This is a genomic window from Specibacter sp. AOP5-B1-6 (assembly GCF_052376555.1).
Lineage (GTDB): Bacteria > Actinomycetota > Actinomycetes > Actinomycetales > Micrococcaceae > Specibacter.
The window spans coordinates 13,532-34,308 of record NZ_JBQSVT010000041.1 but is presented as its reverse complement, the minus strand read 5'-3'; the positions used below and the strand labels follow the sequence as shown (position 1 = coordinate 34,308).

Here is a 20,777-nt window from a genome sequence, read left to right as displayed (position 1 = left end):
TGCGAGGCGCAACTTTTTGATTTTCTAAGCGGACGAAAAGTGTTTGAAGATATTGACCAATAAGCCTTGACGGTGACGCGCACCACACATAATCTGGTGCAACAGCGTTGCGTTGGATGCAACCCCAAACTCTTTGGTGGATCAAATGACAAATCAGCAACCCACAAGCTCCGGCAGGGCGGCAACGATGCCGAATCTTGCCGAGCAGACGACCTTGAGCGGCCAGCCCTACCCTGAGAATTGCAACCAGGTATCTAAAAGCACCTTGCGCCGAGTGGTTGGCGCCAGCTTCATCGGCAATTTTGTTGAGTGGTTCGACTACGCCGTGTACGGCTACTTGGCAGTCACCATATCCCATGTGTTCTTCCCCGAAGCAGACAAGCAGACCGCTCTGCTGCTGACGTTCGGCTTGTTCGCCATCTCATTCTTTGTCCGTCCCATCGGCGGCTTCATCTGGGGGCATATCGGGGACAAGGTGGGGCGAAAGAACGCCTTGTCCCTCTCGATCCTGATCATGTCCGCGGCAACCTTCGCAATAGCATTGATCCCCGACTACAACATCATCGGTATTTGGGCGCCGATCCTGCTGCTGATCGTCCGGGTTGTCCAGGGATTCTCGGCCGCAGGTGAATACGCCGGCGCCTCCGCGTTTCTGGTGGAATATGCCCCGGCAAACAGGCGCGGCCTCTACGCGGCCGTCGTGCCGGCCAGCACAGCCACCGGGCTGCTCCTTGGCTCGTTGATCGCACTGCTGCTCTCGGTTTCGCTCGCGCCAGAACAACTTAACTCCTGGGGCTGGCGCCTGCCGTTTCTGCTTGCTGCCCCGATGGGCCTGATCGGTCGCTACATCCGTGTCAAGCTCGAGGACACCCCGGCATTCCTGGCCCTGGAAAAGGAAGACGAAGCCATCAAGGCACCAGTCATGTCCATGTTCCGGGAACAATGGCGTCCGCTGCTGATCGCGGTCGGCGCCGTCGTCCTGAACGCTGTGGGCTTCTATGTGGTGCTTAGCTACATGCCCACCTACCTCAGCGAGGTTGTTGGACTGGATGCTTCCCTTTCATTCATCGCCACCACTGTCGCCCTCGCCACTTACATTGGCTTCATCTTCCTGACCGGCTTGGCCTCGGACAGGTTCGGCCGCAAGCGGGTCCTCATCACGGCCTCGATACTCTTCGTAGTCCTGACCGTGCCCGCGTTCATGCTTCTGGGCACTGGAAATTTCCTGGTGATCATCCTGGTCCAGATTCTGCTGGGCGCCATGCTGACACTCAACGACGGAACACTGCCCAGCTTCCTCGCCGAACTGTTCCCCACCAAGGTCCGCTACAGCGGATTTGCCGTGAGCTTCAATCTCACCAACGCCCTCTTCGGCGGCACCGCACTCTTCGTCTCAACACTGCTGATCAACGTAAGCGGCTCCGACCTGGCCCCAGGCTGGTACCTGATGGCGGCCGCCGTGGTATCCCTGATTGCGGTGTCCCTTGCCAAGGAAACGTCCAAGGCCCCCCTGAAACACTAGCTTTCCCAATCCTCTCCGATCCTTCCCCACAAATGTAAACAAACGCTATCAACAAGGAGTCACCATGAGCATCACCACCCCAGAAGTCGCCACGTCCGTCACCGAACTGGAGCGCCTGAAGGTTCTGCACAACGGCCAAAAAGTGCAGCTGACGTTCTCAGACGTTGAAATGGAGCGGCGCCTTGCGGGGCTTCGCAGGATCATGGCAGCCAAGGACCTGGACGCCGTCGTCCTGACCAGCTACCACGGCATCAAGTACTACTCCGACTTCCTGTTCACCTCCTTTGGCCGTTCCTACGCCATGGTGGTGACCGCAAGCGACACCGTCACCGTCACCGCGAACATCGACGCCGGCATGCCGTGGCGCCGCGGTTACGGAGAGAACATCGTCTACACGGACTGGCGCCGGGACAACTACATCTTCGCCATCCAGGAATCCCTGCGCACCCGCGGCATCAAGGTCCGCCGCATCGGCGTGGAGGACGACTCGCTGCCGCTGGACAACCGCAACAAGATCCAGGCCGCGTTCGACGGCGCGACCTTGGTTGACGTGTCCCAGGACGCCATGCGCCAGCGCATGATCAAGTCGGCGGAGGAAATCGCTGTCATCAAGCACGGCGCCCGCATCGGCGACCTCGGCGGCGAAGCCATCCGCAACGCGATCCGTCCCGGCATCACCGAATACGAGGTGGCCCTGATCGGCACCGAGGCGATGGTGCACGAAATTGCCCGCACCTTCCCCAACTCGGAAATCCGCGACACCTGGGTGTGGTTCCAGTCCGGCATCAACACCGACGGTGCCCACAACTGGGCCACCACGCGCAAGCTGGCCGAACACGACATCCTCTCGCTGAACTGCTTCCCCATGACCAGCGGCTACTACACGGCACTGGAACGCACCTTGTTCCTCGGCGAGCCTGATGCCCGCTCGCTGGAATTGTGGAACGTCAACGTTGAGGTCCACCGCCGCGGGCTGGAACTGATCAAGCCCGGCGCCGTCTGCAAGGACATCGCCGCCGAGCTCAACGAGATCTACGTGGATCGCGGGCTCCTTGCCAACCGTACCTTCGGCTACGGCCACTCCTTCGGCGTCCTCTCCCACTACTACGGCCGCGAAGCCGGACTGGAACTGCGTGAAGACATCGACACGGTGTTGGAACCAGGCATGGTGGTCTCCATGGAACCGATGATCACCGTCCTGGACGGCCAGCCCGGTGCCGGCGGCTACCGCGAGCACGACATCCTGGTGGTCGGTGAAAGCGGTGCGGAGAACATCACCAAGTTCCCGTTCGGCCCGGAGCACAACATCATAAACGCCTAACACCCATCTGCGGCGCCACGAAACCCGTGGCGCCGCAGCCGCATTTGTCCACAACATGAGCACAATTAGGGAAAGATGGTGACCATGACGACTACAGCCAACTCAAGCGACGGCGCCAGCGCCTCCCCCGACGCCCGCGGCACTTCTGTGATCGTGAATGCCATTGCCGTCCTGCGCTGCTTTTCCGCCGAAGAGCCGTTGTTGGGTGTCACCGAGATTGCCCTGCGGGTGGGCATGCACAAGAGCACGGTGTCGCGGATCCTGACCACTTTGGAACAGGAAGACCTTGTGGAGCGTGATTCAAGCTCGCGCCGTTACAAACTGGGGCTGGGACTGATCGCGGTGGCCGGGCCTCTCTTGGCCGAACTCGAAGAAAGGCGCGTGGCCTATCCGCTGCTGCACCGCCTGACCGAACTGACCACCGAAACCAGTGCGCTCATGGTGTGGAACGGCCGCGAATCCATGTGCGTGGAACAAATCGCCAGCCCCCAGCAGGTCAAGCACACCACCCCGCTGGGCGCCCGCTACCATGAAGCCATGAGCGCCTCCGTGCAGGTCTTCCTCGCCGTAGAGCCTGAGGAACGGGTCCGGGCGCTGATCCTAGACGGCACCATCTCCTACGCTGGCGTGGACGAGGCCAGCTTGGAAGCGTACCTGCTCCGACTCAAGGATGCCGCCGCACGCGGCTATGCGACCAACTACGGTGAATCTTCATTGGACGAGGTTGGTGTTGCCGCACCCGTCCGCGACCACCGAGGCAACTTGGTGGCGGCGGTGCTTATCCCCGCGCCCCGGTTCCGTGTCTCCCCGGAGCGGCTTCAAACCTTGGGTGAGGCTTGTACCCAGACGGCCCAGCAGATCACCGACCGGCTCGGCGGCTAGGACGTAAAAGTAATTTTCAGCCTAGGAGCGTAGCCATGGATGATTCACCTCGTCACGTGCACCTTCTGTCCGACGGGACGGGCATCACTGCGGAAACACTGAGCAGCACCCTGCTGACACAGTTTCCCCAGTGGCAGTTTTACCGGACCACCGTGTTGTCAAGCAACTGATAGAGATGGGTTTGTGGTCAGGTGCCGATGGCTTTGCCTGATGATATAGCGCTTGAGGGTTCGCATGATTTCGCGTTTGCTCCGGCCTTCGGCGATCTTGCGTTCGACATATTCGCGGGTGGCTTTGTCGGTGCGCATTCGTGTCAACGCGATGGTGTTAATGGCCCGGTTCAGGCGACGGTCTCTGCCGCGATTGAGCCGGTGCCGGACCGTGTTTCCCGAGGACGCCGGGATCGGGCAGGTGCCAGCGATCATCGCGAATGTGGCTTCGGATCGGATGCGTCCTGGGTGCGACCAGACGGCCACGAAGATCGCGGCCGTTACCGCGCCTACGCCGTGCATCGCCAGCGGTGACGGCATCTGTTCAGTGGTCAGTTTGGTGAGCTGGACCTGGTTGGCCTTCAGGTCGCCATCCAGACCGGTGATTCGCTTGGCTAGGCGCACGGATTCGCTCCGGCAACAGTGGCTCCGAGGGCTTCATCGCGTGCCCGCTATCTCGCAATGGTCTTGATTTTGAGATGTGGTCAGTGGCTTGCGGGCGTCAATCCCTAGGTCATGGGCGCGTACTAAGGCGGTCAGCGCATTGATAGCCCGCAGCCGATCGGTGTTCATCTGGTCTCGCCCGACGCTGAGCCATTACATGGCGGTCTGGACCTCGCCCGCCCGGCGGTCCCTGAGTCTGTCGTGATCCATGACGAGGGTGGACCTGGCTGCCGTGATCGCGTCCAAGGTATCGGTTTTTCCTTTGCCGCGCAGACGTTTGGTTGAAGGTGTGGGGGCCTCAACCACGCGATGGCCGACCTTTGCAAGATGCTCGGACACGATGGCTCCGTAGGAGCCGGTGCGCTCGGCCGAGATGAGGACGCCCTCGACGTCTCCTTCGGTGCGGCGCCCAATCCAGGATGCCTCGCGTGCCAAGCCCGCGGTCGTCGTCGGAAGGTCTCCTGCGCCAGGAGTTTGCCCGAGGGTGACTCCATGATGGTGTATGTATGGCTTGCAGCGTGAGTGTCAACGCCAACGATGAATCGACAGTGATCTGCCACAATTGACATGCGATGTCTCCTTTTAACGTGCGGACGCAGGTGACCGGCGTCGGCCCGGGAGAAGATTACTTGCGAGGCATGCCTGTAAAGGGCCACAATCCCCAAGGAATGGGCAGGCTTTTAATCAAGCCATGTGATCTCTCGGGACATAGGTGACAGTTCTCCCTCAGGACTTTGGTGACACTTGATGTCTCAGGACATCGGTACCGCTTCGCGTCCTTAGCTTGATCTGCGGAAGCGGGCACGGGCTTGGCTCATTCCGACGTACTTGGTGTCTGCGGGCGGCCAGAAATACTCAGCGATGATCTCGCCTTCCGTGCTGGCGAACACGACGCCGTCACGGTCCCAGACAGCATTGATGTTTCTTCCGCCCATCCGCTTGGTCACGGAGAACAATGTCTTCCCGATCTTGACCACGCCGTTGGAGTAGACCCGCAGCGTCTGGCGGCCGTTGTCGGCGGGGTAGGACACCGTGCCACTGAGTTTCTGGATCCCTCCAGTCTCGAAACCGGATTCTGCATCCACGCCGCTCGTGGCGGGTTGCTTCGGTGATTCTGCTTGGTCGAGCGCTGCTGGTTCGGCGGCGTACGATCGTTGGGCAGCTGGCAGTGGCAGCCATGGCTCGGGAAGGCTCGGTACGGGTTTCGGCCGGGGAGCTTCGGCAACAGCCGTGGCGTCCCATGACCGTTGCGGGATGATGCGCCCGGGCAGCCCCTGGTGCGGACGCTCGGTGTTGTAGATCTGGTCAAACCGGTCGACCTGCTCCTGAAGCTCAGCGTGAGTGTGGGCCAACGGCTGCTTGTCCAACCACCGGAATAAGGTCTGATGAAACCTCTCATTCTTTCCTTGTGTGGTCGGCTTGTACGGCTTACCGGTGATCGCCTCGACCCCGAGCGAGGAGACATAGTTGACCAGCTGGCCCTCCCATCCGCGGCGTGAGGGATTCAAAGCCACACCGTTATCCGTCAATAATCTTTGTGGAACCCCGCGGGCGGCGACGCCCTTCTTCACGACCGCAAGGGCCGCTTCGCTAGTTTCCCCGGAGGCGACGTGGGTGGCGACTGCGAGACGGGAAAGGTCATCTTGGAGCTGGAAGATCACGCACTTGCGTCCGCCGGTGAGCACGTACTCTGTGGCGTCCAATTGCCAGCAGGCATTCGGGGCAGGGTAGACAAACCTGCGGTGCGCGGCGCGGGGCTTTTTCTTTGGCTCTGCCCGGGCCACACCCCGCTCCCGGAAGATCCGTGCAAGGGACGCCTCGGATGGGGCATCCATTCCCAAGGCGACCATTTTGTCGTGGACGCTGATCGGGCCGTGGTCCAGTCCGGAGGACTCCAGGGCGGCGCGCACTTTTACTGCTTCGTCTTTGCGGTCCTCAGAGACTTTGGTGGGCGAGGTCTTCGGCCGGCGAGAGCGTGGCTCCAGGGCTGCAGCCTGGCCTTCATCACGGGCCCTGGCCTTGATCTTATAGAACGTCTTGCGGCTGATCTCGTGCTCAGCGCAGAACGTGGTGACGGCACCGCGTGGGGCATCATCGGGCCACTGGGCGATAGCGAGGCGGACACGGGGATCGACAGGCTCATTGTTATTCACCCATCATTCTTTGCCACCAGCACCGGACGGCCAAACCCCGCTAACACCGGCGAGAAGTGTCACCACCAAGAACCGCCATTGTGTCACCGATGTGTTGAGGCAGAACTGTCACCGATGTCCTGCGAGATAACAAATTTAATGAGTCGGTCCTATCTCCCAGGACATCGGCGAAGGTTCTTCCTCCGCTCCTGTCGTCTGCCGTGGGCCGCTTCTAACCGCCGCAGCCTTGAGGCGCACGTCATGTTTGCCTGGGAGCTTCGCACACCAGCCGCCCGCGCAAATCTACCTGTCAAGCAGGAACAACCACTCGGGGTAAGCTTAGCCTTACTTTACCTAACCGCCCCGCTGTCTTGGGATCGCGCTCGAACCGAGCAAAGGATCGGCACATGCCTCTGGCCGAAATGCAAAAGAACAACCCCCTTTTTGCTGAGCCGTTCCACTTCACGACGCATTTTTTCGTCACCAACGGGGCGGCCAGCTGGACGGACCACTCCCATCACGAACACGAACTGCTGTGGGCTGAACGTGGATCGGTCCAAGTGCGCGTGCAGTCACGTGCCTGGCGCTTATCCCCGGGTCTCGCACTCTGGATACCGTCGGGGACTGTCCACCAGGTAGCCTCAGATGCGACCGTCGCTCTCGGTGCGACCCACATCGATCCGCATTCCTGCAGTCGGATCTGGGACGCGCCGATTCTCATGAGCGTCACACCTGCACTGCGCGAACTGTTGATCCACGAAAACCGGACCAATATGCCCGACGAGTACCGCGCTAGAGCACAACGAGTCTGCCTCGACTTGTTGACGCCAGCCTCCAGCCGCCGCACTGAGGTGCCATTCCCTACCGACCCAAGGGTGCTACGACTTGTCAACGAGGTGCTTGCACATCCTCGAGACTCACAATCGCTCGAACATTGGGCCATAGCGCTCCATGTGAGTCCCCGAACCATCACTAGAATCTTCTCGGCCGAGACGCAGATGAGTTTCGTGCAATGGCGCATCGCAGTGCGCATGCAGGAAGCCGTCGCACAGCTCATGAACGGGCGGGCAGTGCAGCAGGTCAGCAGGCATCTTGGGTACACCTCTGTGTCCACGTTCGTTGCAACCTTCCGTCGCATCGTTGGTGTCACCCCGGGCGCGGTGGCAGCAAACAACCAACCGTCCTCCATGAGCCTGTCCCGATAGAACCATTATCTGACCTCCTATCGACGGGCCCAGCGGATAGCGTGAATGTGATGATTCATGGCTGTGCAGAACGCACTGAAATGCCACGATTTAGTCAGCCATCCGCGCCTCAGCGCGCACCAACCAGAGGAAGATTTTTTAGTGATCAACAAACCGCGCCTTGCCTACCGCTCGGCGAATATTAAACTCGCGATCGCGGGCCTTCTCGCCTTGGGGCTGACTCTCACCGGTTGCGGCGCCACAGCGGAGCAGTCGCCTGCAGCTCCCACATCGTCCGCGCAAACCTCCAAGTTCTCCGTGGAAGACGATGCCTACCCCACGAGAATAAAGCACGCATTCGGAGAGGCCGTCATCGAGACTGAGCCTCAGCGCGTACTCACCATCGGCATTTCATCAGAAGACACGGTCGTCGCACTTGGCATTGTGCCGGTCGCCGTTCCCGATGAAACTTGGGCAGGCGATGAGGATGGCTACCTGCCCTGGTTCCGAGAAGCCGTTGGGGAGCTCGGATCCAAAATGCCTGTAACACTCAATTCTTCCGATACCGGCGAGCTCGATTATGAGCAGATCCTCGACCTCGCACCCGACATAATCCTGGCACCCTACTCGGATATCAACGACGCCTCGTACAAGCGACTGGAGTCGATCGCCACTACGGTTGCTTACGCCGACGAGCCGTTCGGTATCTCCTCGTGGCAGGAGCAGGCTAGGATCGTCGGCCAGGCGCTGGGCCGCCCGGCCGCCACCGAGTCCCTCATCAAGGACACGGAGACCAAGCTGGCGAATGCTGCGGCGGAACATCCAGAGTTCAAGGGCACGACCTTCGCTTACGGGATGGCGCTCAACGAGGGAAGTACAGAGCTCGGTTTTTACGACAAGAAAGACGGGCGGGTCACGTTCACGGAGCAGTTGGGGCTGACAATGGATCCCAAGGTCGCCGAAATCAGCGCCAACCGACCCAAGGACCTCTGGTATGGGGCCGTCAGTCTCGAAAAGCTCGATACCGTGACACCCGACATCTTCATTGCCTGGGGCGATGATCAGGCCACCGTCGACCGGAGCCTGACCAACCCGCTGCTAGCTCAATGGTCTCCGCTGAAGTCAGGTGGCGACATCTGGATCACCGACAAAGAACTCGCCCGTGCGACCACCAGCGTGAGCATCATCAGCATGGGCTGGGCACTGGATCGATACGTGCCGCTACTAGCCGACGCCATCGCGAACACGAAGTAGATTCCACGCCAGGAACGGGGCCTTGTTCAGACCTGAACAGGGCCCCGTCATTGCACTGCGGTTCAGTGCACCGCGTCGGGCTGGTGTTCGTCGTTCCGGAAGTGACCAAGAAGCTCATCGGGGCTGGGCTCTTCGTCTAGTTAGATTCAACGAACAATAGCAGCGACCGCTCATTCCGAAAGCTCGTGCCAACTACCCGCAGGAAGTCTGTGCGGATGAGTGGCACACCGTCAATGTTGACGTGTGTGAATGAGTTCCGTCGGGAAGCGAGCCGCGAATTCCATCCGGAAGATGCCAGAAATGGAGAGCCATCTGGCAGGTAGAGGCAATCGGCCAGACTGCTCCGCCCAACCGTGCAGGCGCCGTCCCTTCACAGTCCCCGCTGTCGCCCCGTGTTCTTGTACGGCACCACCAGCGGGCCCCCGGTGATCGGGTCGGCGATGACCACGGAGTCGATGCCGAACACCTTCGCCACCGTCTCCACCGTGACCACTTCTTCGGGCGGCCCTTCGGCAACAATTTTCCCGTCTTTCATGGCGATCAGGTGCGTCGCGTACCGTGCAGCATGGTTGAGGTCGTGGAGCACCGCCACCAGGGTGTGGCCGTCGGCGTGCAGGTTGCTGAAGAGTTCCATGAGTTCGATCTGGTGGGCAATGTCCAGGAACGTGGTGGGCTCGTCCAGGAGCAGCAGTGGGGTCTGCTGGGCAAGCACCATCGCCACCCATACACGTTGCCGTTGCCCACCGGAAAGCTCATCGACCAGGCGGGAGGATAGCTCAGTCAGGTGGGTGGCGGCGAGCGCGTTGGCCACTGCCAGCTCATCCGCGTGGGACGACTGCTGCAACAGTTTTTGGTGTGGATAGCGGCCGCGTCCCACCAAGTCGGCAACGGAGATGCCGTCGGGTGAGATCGAGGACTGCGGCAGCAGGCCGATCCTACGGGCCACCTCCTTCGCGTGGTACTTCGAAATCTCCTTGCCATCGAGCATCACGGCCCCTTCACTAGGGGCCAAAAGACGCGAGAGTGCACGCAGCAGTGTCGATTTTCCGCACGCGTTGGGGCCGATGATGACCGTGAAGGACCCGGGCGGAATGTTGACGCTCAGGTCTGCGGAGATGGTTCGCTTGTCGTAGCCAATGGTGATCTTGTCGGCGCGGAGTTCTGTTGAATCGACGGTGGCCGTCCGGATCTCGGTGAGAGTGTTCATGAAGGTGCTTTCTGCAAGGGTGAGGCGGAGCTATTTTCTGCGGCGGTATTCGCGGACCAGAAGCCAGATCAGGTACGTTCCGCCAATGGAGACGGTAATGATGCCCACCGGCAGCTGGCTGGAGTTCGCTACGACGTCGGCTGCGGTGAGCAGCAGTGCTCCAACCAGGGCCGCCGGAATCATCCCAATGCCGGCAGCGCCGGTCAGCCGGCGGGCGATCTGCGGGGCGGCAAGCGCAATGAAAGAGATGGGCCCGGCTGCCGCGGTCACCAGCGCCGTCAGGGCAACACCCACCACCACCACGCCCAGGCGGAGCCGTTCGGTGCGCAGGCCCAGAGCCTTGGCGGCGTCGTCGCCCATTTCCAGTTGCCGCATCCCGGGTCCTAGGGCCAAGGCCATGGGTACCAACAGGACCAGGATGGTGAGCATGGGCCAGAACTGGTCAAAGCCCAGCCCGTTCAGCGACCCGGAACCCCAGGCGGCTGCGGACATGGCGTCCTCCAGCTTGGCCTGCAGCATCAGGTAGGAGTTGATGGAGCCGAGCACGGCGCTGACGCCGATGCCCATGATGATGAGCCGGAATCCTTCAACACCGCGGCGGTAGGCCAGCAGGTAGACCAGCGCAGCCGTTACGATCCCGCCAATGAGCGAGCCCGCGGCGACCATGTAGTAACCGGTGCTGCCTGCCACGAGCATCACTAACAGTGCCCCGGTGTAGGAGCCAGCCGCGAATCCAATGACGTCGGGGCTGCCCAGCGGGTTGCGCGTCAGCGACTGAAACAGTGCGCCGCTCATGCCCAGTGCCACGCCGGAGAAGATGGCAAACAGCAGGCGCGGCAGCCGCCACTCCACCACTAGCATCTCGGTGCGCCGGTCCCCGTTGCCCAGCAGCGCCTGCACCACATCGGCCAGCGGGGTGCGGGAGGCGCCTGCGGTCAGCGTGTATGCGCCAATGATCAGGATCAGCACCACAATGACCAGGCCGACGGCGAGTGCCCGGCGGTCGAATCGCATCGAGACGGGCGGGCGCGTGGAACGCAGCAGCCATTGTGGGCGGCCGTTCCCTGGCGGTGCATGCTCCATAAGTTGTGTTTGTTCGTGCGTCACAGTCCGCTCACCTTCTTGCGCCGGGCCAATATGATCAGGATGGGGGCGCCGACCACTGCGGTCACCAATCCCACGCGCAACTCGCCGCTGGGCAGGATGATGCGGGCAAGGATGTCGGCCAGCAGCAGCAGGATCGGCGAGACCACCAGGGTGTAGGCCATGATCCACCGCTGGTCGGGGCCAACAATCCAGCGAACCATGTGCGGCACCATCAATCCGATGAAGCCGATGGGACCGGCCAGGGCCGTTGCCCCGCCGGCCAACACGGTGACGGCAACCACCACAACCACCCGGGTGCCCACAACGCTGACGCCAAGGGACTTGCCCACGTCATCGCCCATGGCCAAGGCGTTCAGTGGCCTGGACACCAGAAGGGCCATCACCACTCCAACGACTATGAGGGGAGCGATCGCGGCAACAACCTCCAGGTCCCGGCCGCCAATGGATCCGGCGCCCCAGTACCGCATGTTGTCGAACGCCTGCGGGTTTTTCAGGCTGATGCCCGAGGCCACACCGCCCAGCACGGCGCTCAGGGCCACGCCGGCAAGTGTCATTTGCACGGGGTTGGCCACGCCGGTGCCCACCGATCCGATCAGGTAGACGAGCACCGTCACCAAGGCTGCACCTGCCAGGGCGAACCACACGTAGCCCCGGGCGTCGGTGAATCCCAGGATGCCCACGGCGATCGTGACAAAGAAGCCCGCCCCGGCGTTGACGCCCAGGATGCCGGGATCTGCCAGGGGGTTTCGGGTGAAGGCCTGCATGAGTGCGCCGGCAAGCCCCAGCGCCGGGCCCACCACCAGGCCAACCACCGTGCGGGGAACGCGCAGTTCCCAGATGATGAGGGCCTCGGTGGTGCCGTCGTGATTGAACAGGGCATTCATCACTGTGCCCACGGTCAAATCGCGGGCACCGACCATGATGCTCGCGATCGTGACCACCATCAGCAGGACGACGGCGGCCAGAAGGCCCAGTGTCCTGAAGGTGCGGGTGCGCTCGGCGCCGCTGGGCGCTGGCTTGCGGGGCGGTGGCAGCGTGCTTTCACCGGCCAGCACAGTTTTGCTGCTCACTGCTTGAATCCTGCTCCCTGCATTGGTTACTTGAGCTTGCCGATGGCGTCCGAGAGCGGACCAACAAAGCTGGCCAGGCCCCACGGAATGCTCAGGGGGCTCGGTGAGGACAAGGACATGGTTTGCGCGTGGTCGCTGGTGACCACCACGGACCCCCGGTCAACGGGGCCCCAGTTGGCGAAGATGCTGCTGGCTGCCAGCGCCTTCTTCCACTCCGCGTCGTCTTCAACATTTGTCACGAAGAGTTGTGGTTTTAGCTCCGACATTTCTTCCAGGCTCACGTTGAAACTGGACGATTGTCCGCTGGCCTTGGCAAGTTCGGGGATTCCCGGGGCCAGGACCAGGCCCAATTGCTCCAGGAGTTGCGCCCGGGTGTCGTCGGGTCCGTTGAACAGCACCGTGCCATCATCTGAAGGCACCGTTCCATAGGCGAACGTGACGCCCTGGAACTCGGGGTGATCCTTCGCAGCAGTTGCGATCGTGTGGTTGAGCGAGGCCTGCAGCTTTCCGGCGCGTTCCGGCACGCCCAGGGCCTGTCCCACGAGCTTGATGTTGTCCTCAAGCGGCGTGGCCCACGGAATCTCCGGATAGGCCACGGTGGGGGCGATCGAGCTCAGCCGGGTGTAGTCCTCCTCTGTGATCCCGGAATAAGTTGCCAGGATCAAATCGGGAGCGGTGTCCAACAGTTCTTCGAAATCAATCTCGCCGCGTTCCAAGCTCGGCAATGCGAGGGGCAGCTGCCCGCCCAGCTCCTTGACGCCATCGCGGAACCAGGGGAAGTACCCGCCCTCGTCCGCTCCGTAGCTGTTCTTGCCTACCGCCACGGGGACGCGTCCCAGGGCCACCACAATGTCGGGCGTGGTCCAGCCGATGACGGCGATGCGTTGCGGCTCCTGGTCAATGTTCACCTCGCCCAGGGCGTGTTGGACGGTGACAGGATATGCGCCAGCCTCGGCCTGCCCCACCGTGGAGGCGTCAGCCGCCTTTCCGGCGTCGGCGCTGTCTGGGGCGCATGCACTCAGCGCTAGGACTGCAATGAGGGCTAGGGCGGCCACGCTCTTTTTCTTGGCGCCGACGGCGCGCATGGTCAACGTGCTCATGACTTTCCAATGATGTCGGTGAGCTGCGGAACCAGAACGTCCAGGCCCCAGGGAATTCCAAGCACGCTGACGCGCTGCGTGGCGGATGAGAGCGCTTTGTCGGTGAGCCACAGATCCTTGCCGCTAGCGATGACCGACCACTGTGAGAAGAGAGGGTTTTTCAGCGAGTAGTCAACCTCGGATTGTTCACTGGCCCAGCCGATAAAGATGTCGGCATTCATCGTGTCAAGTTTTTCCAAACTCACACCGAAACTGAATGAGTCGGAGTCGGCCTTTGCTGCGCCGCCAATCACATCCGGTGCCACGGTCAATCCAATGTCGCTGATGAATTTCACTCGGGGATCTGCCGGGCCATAGATGGCGGCCTGGGTCTCGCCTTCGCGCAAGTAGCTGCTGTAGAGGAAACTCACGCCCTCAAATTCGGGGTGGCTGGTCTTGACCTTCGCCACCGCCGCCTCGGTCTCGGTGACGAGTTCCGCCGCGCGTGCCGGCCGCCCCAGCGCCTGGCCAATGCTGGTGGTCATTTGTTGCCATGAGCTCGGCTGCCACGGCTTGTTGTCATAGGGCAGGGTGGGCGCAATTTCACTGAGCCGCACATAGTCCTCCTGGGAGAAGCCCGAGTAGGGGGCCAGGATGATATCCGGAGCTTCGTCCAGGATCACTTCAAAGTTCAGGTCACCGCTCTCGGAGTAGAACTGTTTGGTCTCCGGTGTTTCCTCAACTAGTTTGTCCATGGCCTGGCGTGTCCAGGGGAAGTAGCCCTGTTCGTCGCCACCCCAGGTCTGCTTGGAGATGGATGTCGGCACCACGCCTAGGGCAAGGGCTGTGTCGGCCGATTCCGAGTCCATGACCAGCACCCGCTTCGGTTCCTGCGTGATGGTGGTTTCGCCGAGGGCGTGCTTGATGGTGACGGGGAAGGCGCCGGCTTCAGCCTGGCTGGCCGTGGCCGTGGCGTTTGCCGAACCGGCGTCGCTGCTGCCTTGGGAGCAGCCGCTGACCGCGAGAACCGCAATGAGGGCGAAGGCGGCCAGGCACTTCTTCGTGAAGGGTGTGGCAGTGGGGGTGCTGGACATGATGATCCTGTGTTCGAAGTGTCTTCTGTGCGGCATGGCCCACCAGGTTAGGGCAGGGTTACCTAATATCCAAGCCTAGGCTGCCATCCGGCAGCCGTGTGGACAGCGTGTATCGCTTTTCGGACACCATTGCCGCTTGCGCGGCGAACCTAGTCCCGGGCCAGCAGTTCCCCCGGCGTGTGGCCAACCGCCTTGCGGAAGGCTGCCACGAATGCGCTCGTGGTCCCGTAGCCAACCCGGCGGCCCACTGCCCCCACACTCATGCCTTGCGACAGCAATCCGTGGGCTGAACGCATCCGGACAAGCCGGCGCCAGTGCACAAAGCTCATAGCCACTTCCGCCCCGAACGTCCGCGTGATGGTTCTCGAACTCAGGTTCAACCTGCGTGCCCACTGCTCCAGGGAGCGGTCGTCGGCCGGGTCTTTCAGGACGCTGTCCACCAGTTCCTGGATCCTTGGATCCATGGGGACCGGCACCGAGATGTTGTTGGGCCCCACCGGCTCGAGCATGTCGATGCACACCTGCTGGGCCCGCAGCCGTTCCTCCGCGGGCATTCCCGTGTTGGCAAGGTGGACCAGCAGCTGCTGCACCGCCTCGTTGACCTTCACGGCCGTGGTGTTTTTCCATCCACGGGTCCACGCTTCCGGCGAAAAGAGTGTGACGCGAGAGGCGACACCCCCGCCCATGTGGCCCTCGTGAACCACGCCACGGGGAATCCACAGGCCGGTTCCCGGGAGCACGCTCCACATCCGGCCATCCACCAGGATTGTCACCACACCGCGGGCCGACCAGATCAGCTCATGCTCGTCATGGCTGTGCGGCGGCCACTGATAGGGTTCTTCCTGCTCCATCATTCCCGTCGTGAGCAGGAACGGATCCGGCACGGCCCGGGCTCCGCGCACCGCGCCCACTTGGCGCACAGTCTCCAGCCCCGCCTTTCCGGGCGCAGCAGCAGGGGCATGGGCAAGCACTGATGTCACGACGCAACCTTCCAAAACTATTGTTAGGCTAACCTTACTTCATGCGGGCCCCAGAGGCTCCCGCGCACCCCCTCCGACGACATTTAAGGACCCATAGTGGCCATCCCCTGCGCACCGGCACGAGTAGTTCACGTGACCCGCCTGTCCCCGCACATGATCCGCATTACGCTCGAAGCCGTGGGTGATTGGCGCTGGCATGTCAACGGCATTGGCGACGAGCGCGTCGACATCGCCATCCCTCGCCCCGGTGAGACTTCCGCCGAGCTCGAGACGTTCAATCTGCCGGAGTACGGCCCCGGCTGGACGGGCGAGGAGCCACCGTGGCGCCACTACACCATCCGATCCGTGCATAGCGACGGCCTGCGTTTCGACATTGACTTCGCCATCCACGGCCACGGAATTGCCTCAAGCTGGGCCGAGCGGGCCGAGCCCGGCCATGTCATAGGCATTTTCAACGAGGGAGAGAGCCGCTCCTACTACGAGCCTCCAGCCGACGCCGAGGTCCAGATCCTCGCCGCCGACCTTACGGGGCTTCCGGGCCTGGGGCGCATCGTCGAGGGCCTGCCCAGCGGGGTACGCGCCGTGGTGATCGCCGAGGTCCCTGAAAAGGCGGACATCCTGCCATTCGCCACCGCCGCGGAGGTGGACTACCGCTGGCTGGTGGGAACCGGCAACGGGCTCGGGGAAAGCGCCTTGCCCGGCGCAGTTGCCGAGCTGGCGGAGCCCTATGCGCCATGGTACGCCTGGGTGGCCTGTGAGGCCTCGGCAAGCCGTGCCATCCGCCGTGACCTGCGCCAGCGTCTCGGCTCACCCCGCAACAGGCACCACGCCATCGGCTACTGGGCCAGGGACAAGGCCGGCGACCGCCCGGCCGACATGGACTGAGGCTGGCCCCGCTGCCAAACCAATGTCCTGAACCCGATACGAGTTGTCCGCTGCAGCCCTTGTTGCCGGGACAGCTTCATTCCTAGGGTTGAAAGCATGGTTTCAACTATCACCGCGCCCCCTGCACGCGGGAGCAGGGCCGGCGGCTCGGCCCCGGGCGGACGCCCACTTCCCACCACACCCGGCCAGGCGCTGGCCCACGGCTCGTTCGGCGAGGGCCGCGGCAAGCGCCTGGCCGTGGCTGCCGCCTGCCGCATGCTCCACCAGGTCACCGAGGCACTGGTTCCGGTGGCGATTGGCGTGACGGTGGACCGGGCCATCGCCCCGGGAAATCCTGTTGCCCTGGTCTGGTGCCTGGCCGGAACGGCGCTGCTGTTCGTGGTGCTCACCTCCAGCTGGCGGATCGGCACCCGCCTGAACACTAGCGTTTTCAGCCACGGTGAACATTCGCTGCGGCAGCTACTGGCCGCCAAGGTCCTGGATCCGCTGCACAGCGGCACGGGCCGCGGGCCGGGCCGGCTGCTGAGCCTTTCAACGTCGGACACCCGCCACACTGCGGGCCTGGCCTGGGTGGTCACCGAACAGCTCAGTGCGTTCGCCGCCCTGATGACGGCCGCCGTCGCGCTGGTGCTGGTCTCCTGGCAGCTCGGCGCCACGGTGCTCGTGGCAACGGCGGCCTTCATGCTGCTCATGCACCTGGTCACCACCCCGCTGGAGCGACGGGCCGTGGCGCAGCAGGCGGCGGCAGCAGAATCGGCACATGTGGCCTCCGACCTTGTCACCGGGTTGCGTGTGTTGAAGGGGATCGGGGCCGTGGATGGTGCAGCAGCGCGTTATCGCCAGGCCAGCCATTCCTCCCTGGACGCCGCGATGTCGATGGCGCGCGCCAAGGCGCTGTTCACGGGTGTCCCGATGGGGCTCTCGGGTGCTTTCCTGGCGGCCATCGCCTGGCTCGCCTCCACCATGGCCGCCAACGGCAGCATCACCGTGGGCCAGCTGGTGACGGTGGTGGGGCTGGCACAGTTCATCAAGGACCCCATGACCACACTGGCGTTTCTCAGTGCCGAAATCCGTGAAAAGCGTGCGGTGGCCGGACGCCTTTCCGGCCTCCTGGCCGAGGAAAACGATCTCGACCAGCGGGCATCTGGCAGAACTGTGCTGCCCGGCGGAATGCCCGACGGCGGCAGTGCGGCTGGCGGGGCGCGTGGCCTCCGCATCACGCCGGAGTCCGGGAGCCACTTCGCGGTGGATGTGAAGTCGGGAAGCATCACGGGTGTCCGCGCCACCCCGGCCACTGCCCGTGAGCTCATTGAAATGCTCACGTACCGGCGTCCACTGGCCCGGGGCGAGCTGTCCCTCAACGGACACGACGCAATTGATTTGGGGCCGGAAGAGGTGGCCCGGCACGTCTTCGTGTCCGACCATGATGGTGCCGTCTTCTCAGCCAGCGTGCGGGAAAACCTGGCCACCGACTCAGTGGAGGCCGCACTGCTGGTCGCCTCCGGGCTGGATGAAGTGCTCCGGCACCTGCCTGACGGGCTCGATTCGAGCATCGGCGAACACGGCCGGACATTGTCCGGCGGCCAACGCCAGCGCCTGCTGCTAGGCCGGGCGCTGCATCAGCCGCAGCCCCTGCTGGTGCTGCATGAGCCCACTTCTGCCGTGGACTCCGTCACTGAAATGCGGATTGCCGAGTCGCTGGGCGGGCTGCGCGGGCGCGCCCTGCTCCTGATCACGGACAGTGCCGCCCTGCTGGCTATTTGCGACTCCGTGGTTGACCTTGACGCGGAACCGACCGCCTTGAACACGGTGGGTGCAGCGCATGCCCAGTAAGCAGGAAACGCTCGCCGAACCGCTCAAGGCGACGGCCGCCGCAGGACTTCCCATTGCCGGGAGCCGGGCCACCTGGAAACACACCCTGCGGGTATTCTCCCGTCGCAAGGGACTCTTGACTCTCATGGTGGCGACGCTGCTGGCAGGATCCGCAACCGGTCTCCTGGTCCCGGCGGTCCTTGGCGCGATGGTGGACATTGCCGGCCGCGGCGAAATTGCCGGGACGTTGCTGCCGGCGGCCGGGGTGCTGTTGGCCGCGGCCCTTGCCTCAGCGGCGCTGAACAGCTGGGGCTCCATCGCCATGGCCAAGCTGGGCCAGCATGGCCTGGCGGAGCTGCGCGAGGAGGTGTTTTCCACGGCCTTGGCCCAGCCCTCGGAAGATCTTGAACGGGCAGGTTCCGGGGATCTCATCTCGCGTGTTTCGCACGACGTGGAAGCGGTCAATGAGGCCATCGGCTCCATTCTCCCGTCCTTTATCTCGGCGCTTTTCACCATCTCGCTGACCATTGTGGGGCTGGGTGCGATCGATCCGCGGTTCGCCATCGCGGCCCTGCTGGGGACTCCCATCCACATCTTCGCCCTGCGCAGCTTCCTGCGTGCCTCGGGTCCGCTGTACCGCAGTGTCCGAGTTGCCGAATCGCAGCGCGGGCAGCACCTGCTGGAGGCGGCCTCCGGCGTTCACACCGTGCGGGCGCTGGGCCACGGGAGCCGGCACCTGGCCCGGATTGCCCGTTCCTCACTGGAGGCCATTGGCCTGGTCATGCAGACGGTGGTGATCCGGACGCGGTTTCAGGGGCGCTTGAACGTGGCGGAGCTGATAGGGCTGTGCTCCATCCTGGCGGTGGGCTACTGGCTGGTGGACAACGGCTCGGTCAGCGTGGGTGCTGCCACCGCTGCGGCGCTGTTCTTCCACCGCCTGTTCGGCCCCATCGGCGTGATTCTGATGAACGTTGACGATCTGCAGCTGGCCGGCGCCGGACTCTCGCGCCTGGTGGGTGTGCTGCAGGGTGCAGACAGCCCTGCTGCTCATCTCCCAAAGAGCGACGACACGCCCCTCCCCCGCAGCAATTCCGCGAGGGACGGGGTTGTGCTGACGGGAATTGATGCCGGATACCTCCCAGGGCAGAACATCCTGTCAGGGCTCGACTTGCATGTCCGCGAGGGCGAGCACCTCGCACTGGTGGGTGCAAGCGGCGCGGGAAAGACCACGCTTGCACGGGTCATTGCCGGCAGCCTGGCCCCCACTGGCGGAACCGTCTCGTGGAACGGGGCGGCCTACGGCGACGCCGAGGACTCCCCTGGACTGGGCCGCAGCGCCGTGCTGATCAGCCAGGACATCCACGTTTTCTCCGGCACGATTGGCCACAATTTGCGGCTCGCGGCACCCGGTGCCAGCGATGCGGTGCTGCTCGAGGCGCTGGCCGACGCCGGTGCGGACTGGGTGGCTGCGCTGCCCGACGGTCTTGCGACGTGCGTTGGCGGCGGAGGGCTTGTGCTGACCGGCGACCGTGCCCAACACTTGGCGCTGGTGCGTGCACTGCTCAGCGATGCCCCCGTGCTGGTGCTGGATGAGGCTACTGCTGAGGACGGGTCCCGGTCTTCACATCTGCTGGAGCAGGCTGCTCTGTGTGCCGTGCACGGGCGCACCGCCATAAGTGTGGCTCACCGCCTCAGCCAAGCAGCCCAGGCCGATCGGATCCTGGTCATGGAAGCTGGCACTATTGTGGACGAAGGTACGCATCAGGAGTTGCTCGCTCGTGATGGGCTTTATGCAAAGCTCTGGCTCGCTTGGTCGGGAAATCGCACTAAATCGTAACTGTGGGCAGCATCAGGGAGCCAGAACTACCGACCACCACGCCGAGCCACGGTTCTTTCTGCTGCATCGTTGGTCCCGTTGGCAACTGGCTTCTGGTTATAACGGACATAGTTGGTTTATAGGGGCTCAAGGGGCGGCAGCCCCCGGTCGAGATTCTGTTTCTGTTCACAGACGAGACGTGCACAGACGCATCTGGGTCAGAAAGCTTCACTGGCGAATTGGTGGATGCACTCTTTTGAACGGCTTGTCGAAAACCTCAACACATTCATAGCCGCATGTACCATTCCGGCTTCACGATACGCTTATATGATCGGCAACCAGGAAGCCACGACTTGCGTATCCGAACCCGCGGTAAAGACGGCCATTGCAGAGCCGAGTCCGAGGCGGAATGAGAGTCAAATTAATGAGTTTTTAATGAGCTAGGTCGGAACGGCACCTTCGGTGGCCACTACCTCAAAGTAAAACCGCAGGTCAGCGGCACCACCCCGACCCAATGTAGGATTCCAACCGACGACCGTTGCGTTCGAACACCAAAGCCATTTAAACGCGAAATGACGAGGCGGAAACCGTCCCCGCCACTACGAAAAACCCCGTAAATCCGGGCTTTTCGGCCCGAGATCCCCTGTCGATTTCGAACCGATGACCATTGCATTCTATGCAGTCCATACGCCTGAAAACTGTCCATTTCGCGGCCAAAACCCCCATCATTGCGGGCTGTTGGCAACTACCGACCACCAATGGGCCTCCTATGGGATTCG

General features: G+C 62.8%; 18 protein-coding genes. 9 read left to right on the top strand and 9 right to left on the bottom strand.

Going from position 1 to position 20,777, the window contains the following annotated elements; all coding sequences use genetic code 11:
* Nucleotides 1-187 precede the first annotated feature (187 nt).
* From ACT3TS_RS16350 to ACT3TS_RS16335, 4 genes are all read left to right on the top strand, one after another.
* The gene (locus ACT3TS_RS16350; RefSeq protein WP_444532585.1) at nt 188-1,522 is read left to right on the top strand and encodes an MFS transporter; all 1,335 of its coding nucleotides are present in this window, start codon (nt 188-190) and stop codon (nt 1,520-1,522) included.
* A 64-nt stretch (nt 1,523-1,586) separates the two neighbouring features.
* Nucleotides 1,587-2,843, top strand: a complete 1,257-nt coding sequence (locus ACT3TS_RS16345; RefSeq protein ID WP_444532583.1) for an aminopeptidase P family protein — start codon at nt 1,587-1,589, stop codon at nt 2,841-2,843.
* A 75-nt stretch (nt 2,844-2,918) separates the two neighbouring features.
* Nucleotides 2,919-3,725 (top strand): IclR family transcriptional regulator, encoded by an 807-nt coding sequence (locus ACT3TS_RS16340; RefSeq protein WP_444532582.1) that lies wholly within the window; start codon nt 2,919-2,921, stop codon nt 3,723-3,725.
* A 35-nt stretch (nt 3,726-3,760) separates the two neighbouring features.
* The gene (locus ACT3TS_RS16335) at nt 3,761-3,895 is read left to right on the top strand and encodes a hypothetical protein (RefSeq protein WP_444532581.1); all 135 of its coding nucleotides are present in this window, start codon (nt 3,761-3,763) and stop codon (nt 3,893-3,895) included.
* On the opposite strand, the gene ACT3TS_RS16330 is transcribed toward ACT3TS_RS16335, so the two are convergent.
* The 3 genes from ACT3TS_RS16330 to ACT3TS_RS16320 form a co-directional block, all read right to left on the bottom strand.
* On the bottom strand, nt 3,884-4,339 hold the full coding sequence (locus ACT3TS_RS16330) for a transposase (RefSeq protein WP_444532580.1): 456 nt from the start codon (nt 4,337-4,339) through the stop codon (nt 3,884-3,886). The genes ACT3TS_RS16335 and ACT3TS_RS16330 overlap by 12 nt on opposite strands.
* A gap of 192 nt (nt 4,340-4,531) precedes the next feature.
* Nucleotides 4,532-4,813, bottom strand: a complete 282-nt coding sequence (locus ACT3TS_RS16325; protein WP_444532579.1) for a hypothetical protein — start codon at nt 4,811-4,813, stop codon at nt 4,532-4,534.
* Nucleotides 4,814-5,157: 344 nt separating this feature from the next.
* A complete protein-coding gene (locus tag ACT3TS_RS16320; protein ID WP_444532578.1) occupies nt 5,158-6,531 on the bottom strand; it encodes an integrase core domain-containing protein in 1,374 nt (457 codons plus the stop codon).
* A 386-nt stretch (nt 6,532-6,917) separates the two neighbouring features.
* Between ACT3TS_RS16320 and ACT3TS_RS16315 the strand changes: the two genes are divergently transcribed.
* Both ACT3TS_RS16315 and ACT3TS_RS16310 read left to right on the top strand, forming a co-directional pair.
* Complete coding sequence (locus ACT3TS_RS16315) at nt 6,918-7,715, top strand: helix-turn-helix domain-containing protein (RefSeq protein WP_444532577.1); 798 nt, start codon at nt 6,918-6,920, stop codon at nt 7,713-7,715.
* Nucleotides 7,716-7,772: 57 nt separating this feature from the next.
* A complete protein-coding gene (locus tag ACT3TS_RS16310) occupies nt 7,773-8,948 on the top strand; it encodes an ABC transporter substrate-binding protein (protein ID WP_444532576.1) in 1,176 nt (391 codons plus the stop codon).
* Between the two features lie 370 nt (nt 8,949-9,318).
* Here ACT3TS_RS16310 and ACT3TS_RS16305 read toward each other — a convergent pair whose 3' ends face one another.
* From ACT3TS_RS16305 to ACT3TS_RS16280, 6 genes are all read right to left on the bottom strand, one after another.
* Nucleotides 9,319-10,155 (bottom strand): ABC transporter ATP-binding protein, encoded by an 837-nt coding sequence (locus tag ACT3TS_RS16305; protein ID WP_444532575.1) that lies wholly within the window; start codon nt 10,153-10,155, stop codon nt 9,319-9,321.
* Between the two features lie 30 nt (nt 10,156-10,185).
* A complete protein-coding gene (locus tag ACT3TS_RS16300) occupies nt 10,186-11,262 on the bottom strand; it encodes a FecCD family ABC transporter permease (protein ID WP_444532574.1) in 1,077 nt (358 codons plus the stop codon).
* Nucleotides 11,259-12,332: an iron chelate uptake ABC transporter family permease subunit gene (locus tag ACT3TS_RS16295; protein WP_444532573.1), complete on the bottom strand. Its 1,074-nt coding sequence runs from the start codon at nt 12,330-12,332 to the stop codon at nt 11,259-11,261. Before ACT3TS_RS16295 ends, ACT3TS_RS16300 begins: the two co-directional genes overlap by 4 nt.
* Before the next feature lie 26 nt (nt 12,333-12,358).
* Nucleotides 12,359-13,432, bottom strand: coding sequence for an ABC transporter substrate-binding protein (locus ACT3TS_RS16290; RefSeq protein ID WP_444532572.1), 1,074 nt, complete (start codon nt 13,430-13,432; stop codon nt 12,359-12,361).
* Complete coding sequence (locus tag ACT3TS_RS16285; protein ID WP_444532571.1) at nt 13,429-14,505, bottom strand: ABC transporter substrate-binding protein; 1,077 nt, start codon at nt 14,503-14,505, stop codon at nt 13,429-13,431. Before ACT3TS_RS16285 ends, ACT3TS_RS16290 begins: the two co-directional genes overlap by 4 nt.
* A 149-nt stretch (nt 14,506-14,654) precedes the next feature.
* Nucleotides 14,655-15,485, bottom strand: coding sequence for an AraC family transcriptional regulator (locus ACT3TS_RS16280; protein ID WP_444532570.1), 831 nt, complete (start codon nt 15,483-15,485; stop codon nt 14,655-14,657).
* A 96-nt stretch (nt 15,486-15,581) separates the two neighbouring features.
* Here ACT3TS_RS16280 and ACT3TS_RS16275 point away from each other — a divergent pair, with 96 nt between their 5' ends.
* From ACT3TS_RS16275 to ACT3TS_RS16265, 3 genes are all read left to right on the top strand, one after another.
* Nucleotides 15,582-16,370 (top strand): siderophore-interacting protein, encoded by a 789-nt coding sequence (locus tag ACT3TS_RS16275; RefSeq protein ID WP_444532569.1) that lies wholly within the window; start codon nt 15,582-15,584, stop codon nt 16,368-16,370.
* Between the two features lie 96 nt (nt 16,371-16,466).
* A complete protein-coding gene (locus ACT3TS_RS16270; protein ID WP_444532568.1) occupies nt 16,467-18,203 on the top strand; it encodes an ABC transporter transmembrane domain-containing protein in 1,737 nt (578 codons plus the stop codon).
* Nucleotides 18,193-20,019: an ABC transporter ATP-binding protein gene (locus tag ACT3TS_RS16265; RefSeq protein WP_444532567.1), complete on the top strand. Its 1,827-nt coding sequence runs from the start codon at nt 18,193-18,195 to the stop codon at nt 20,017-20,019. The genes ACT3TS_RS16270 and ACT3TS_RS16265 overlap by 11 nt, the downstream gene beginning before the upstream one ends.
* Nucleotides 20,020-20,777 lie beyond the last annotated feature (758 nt).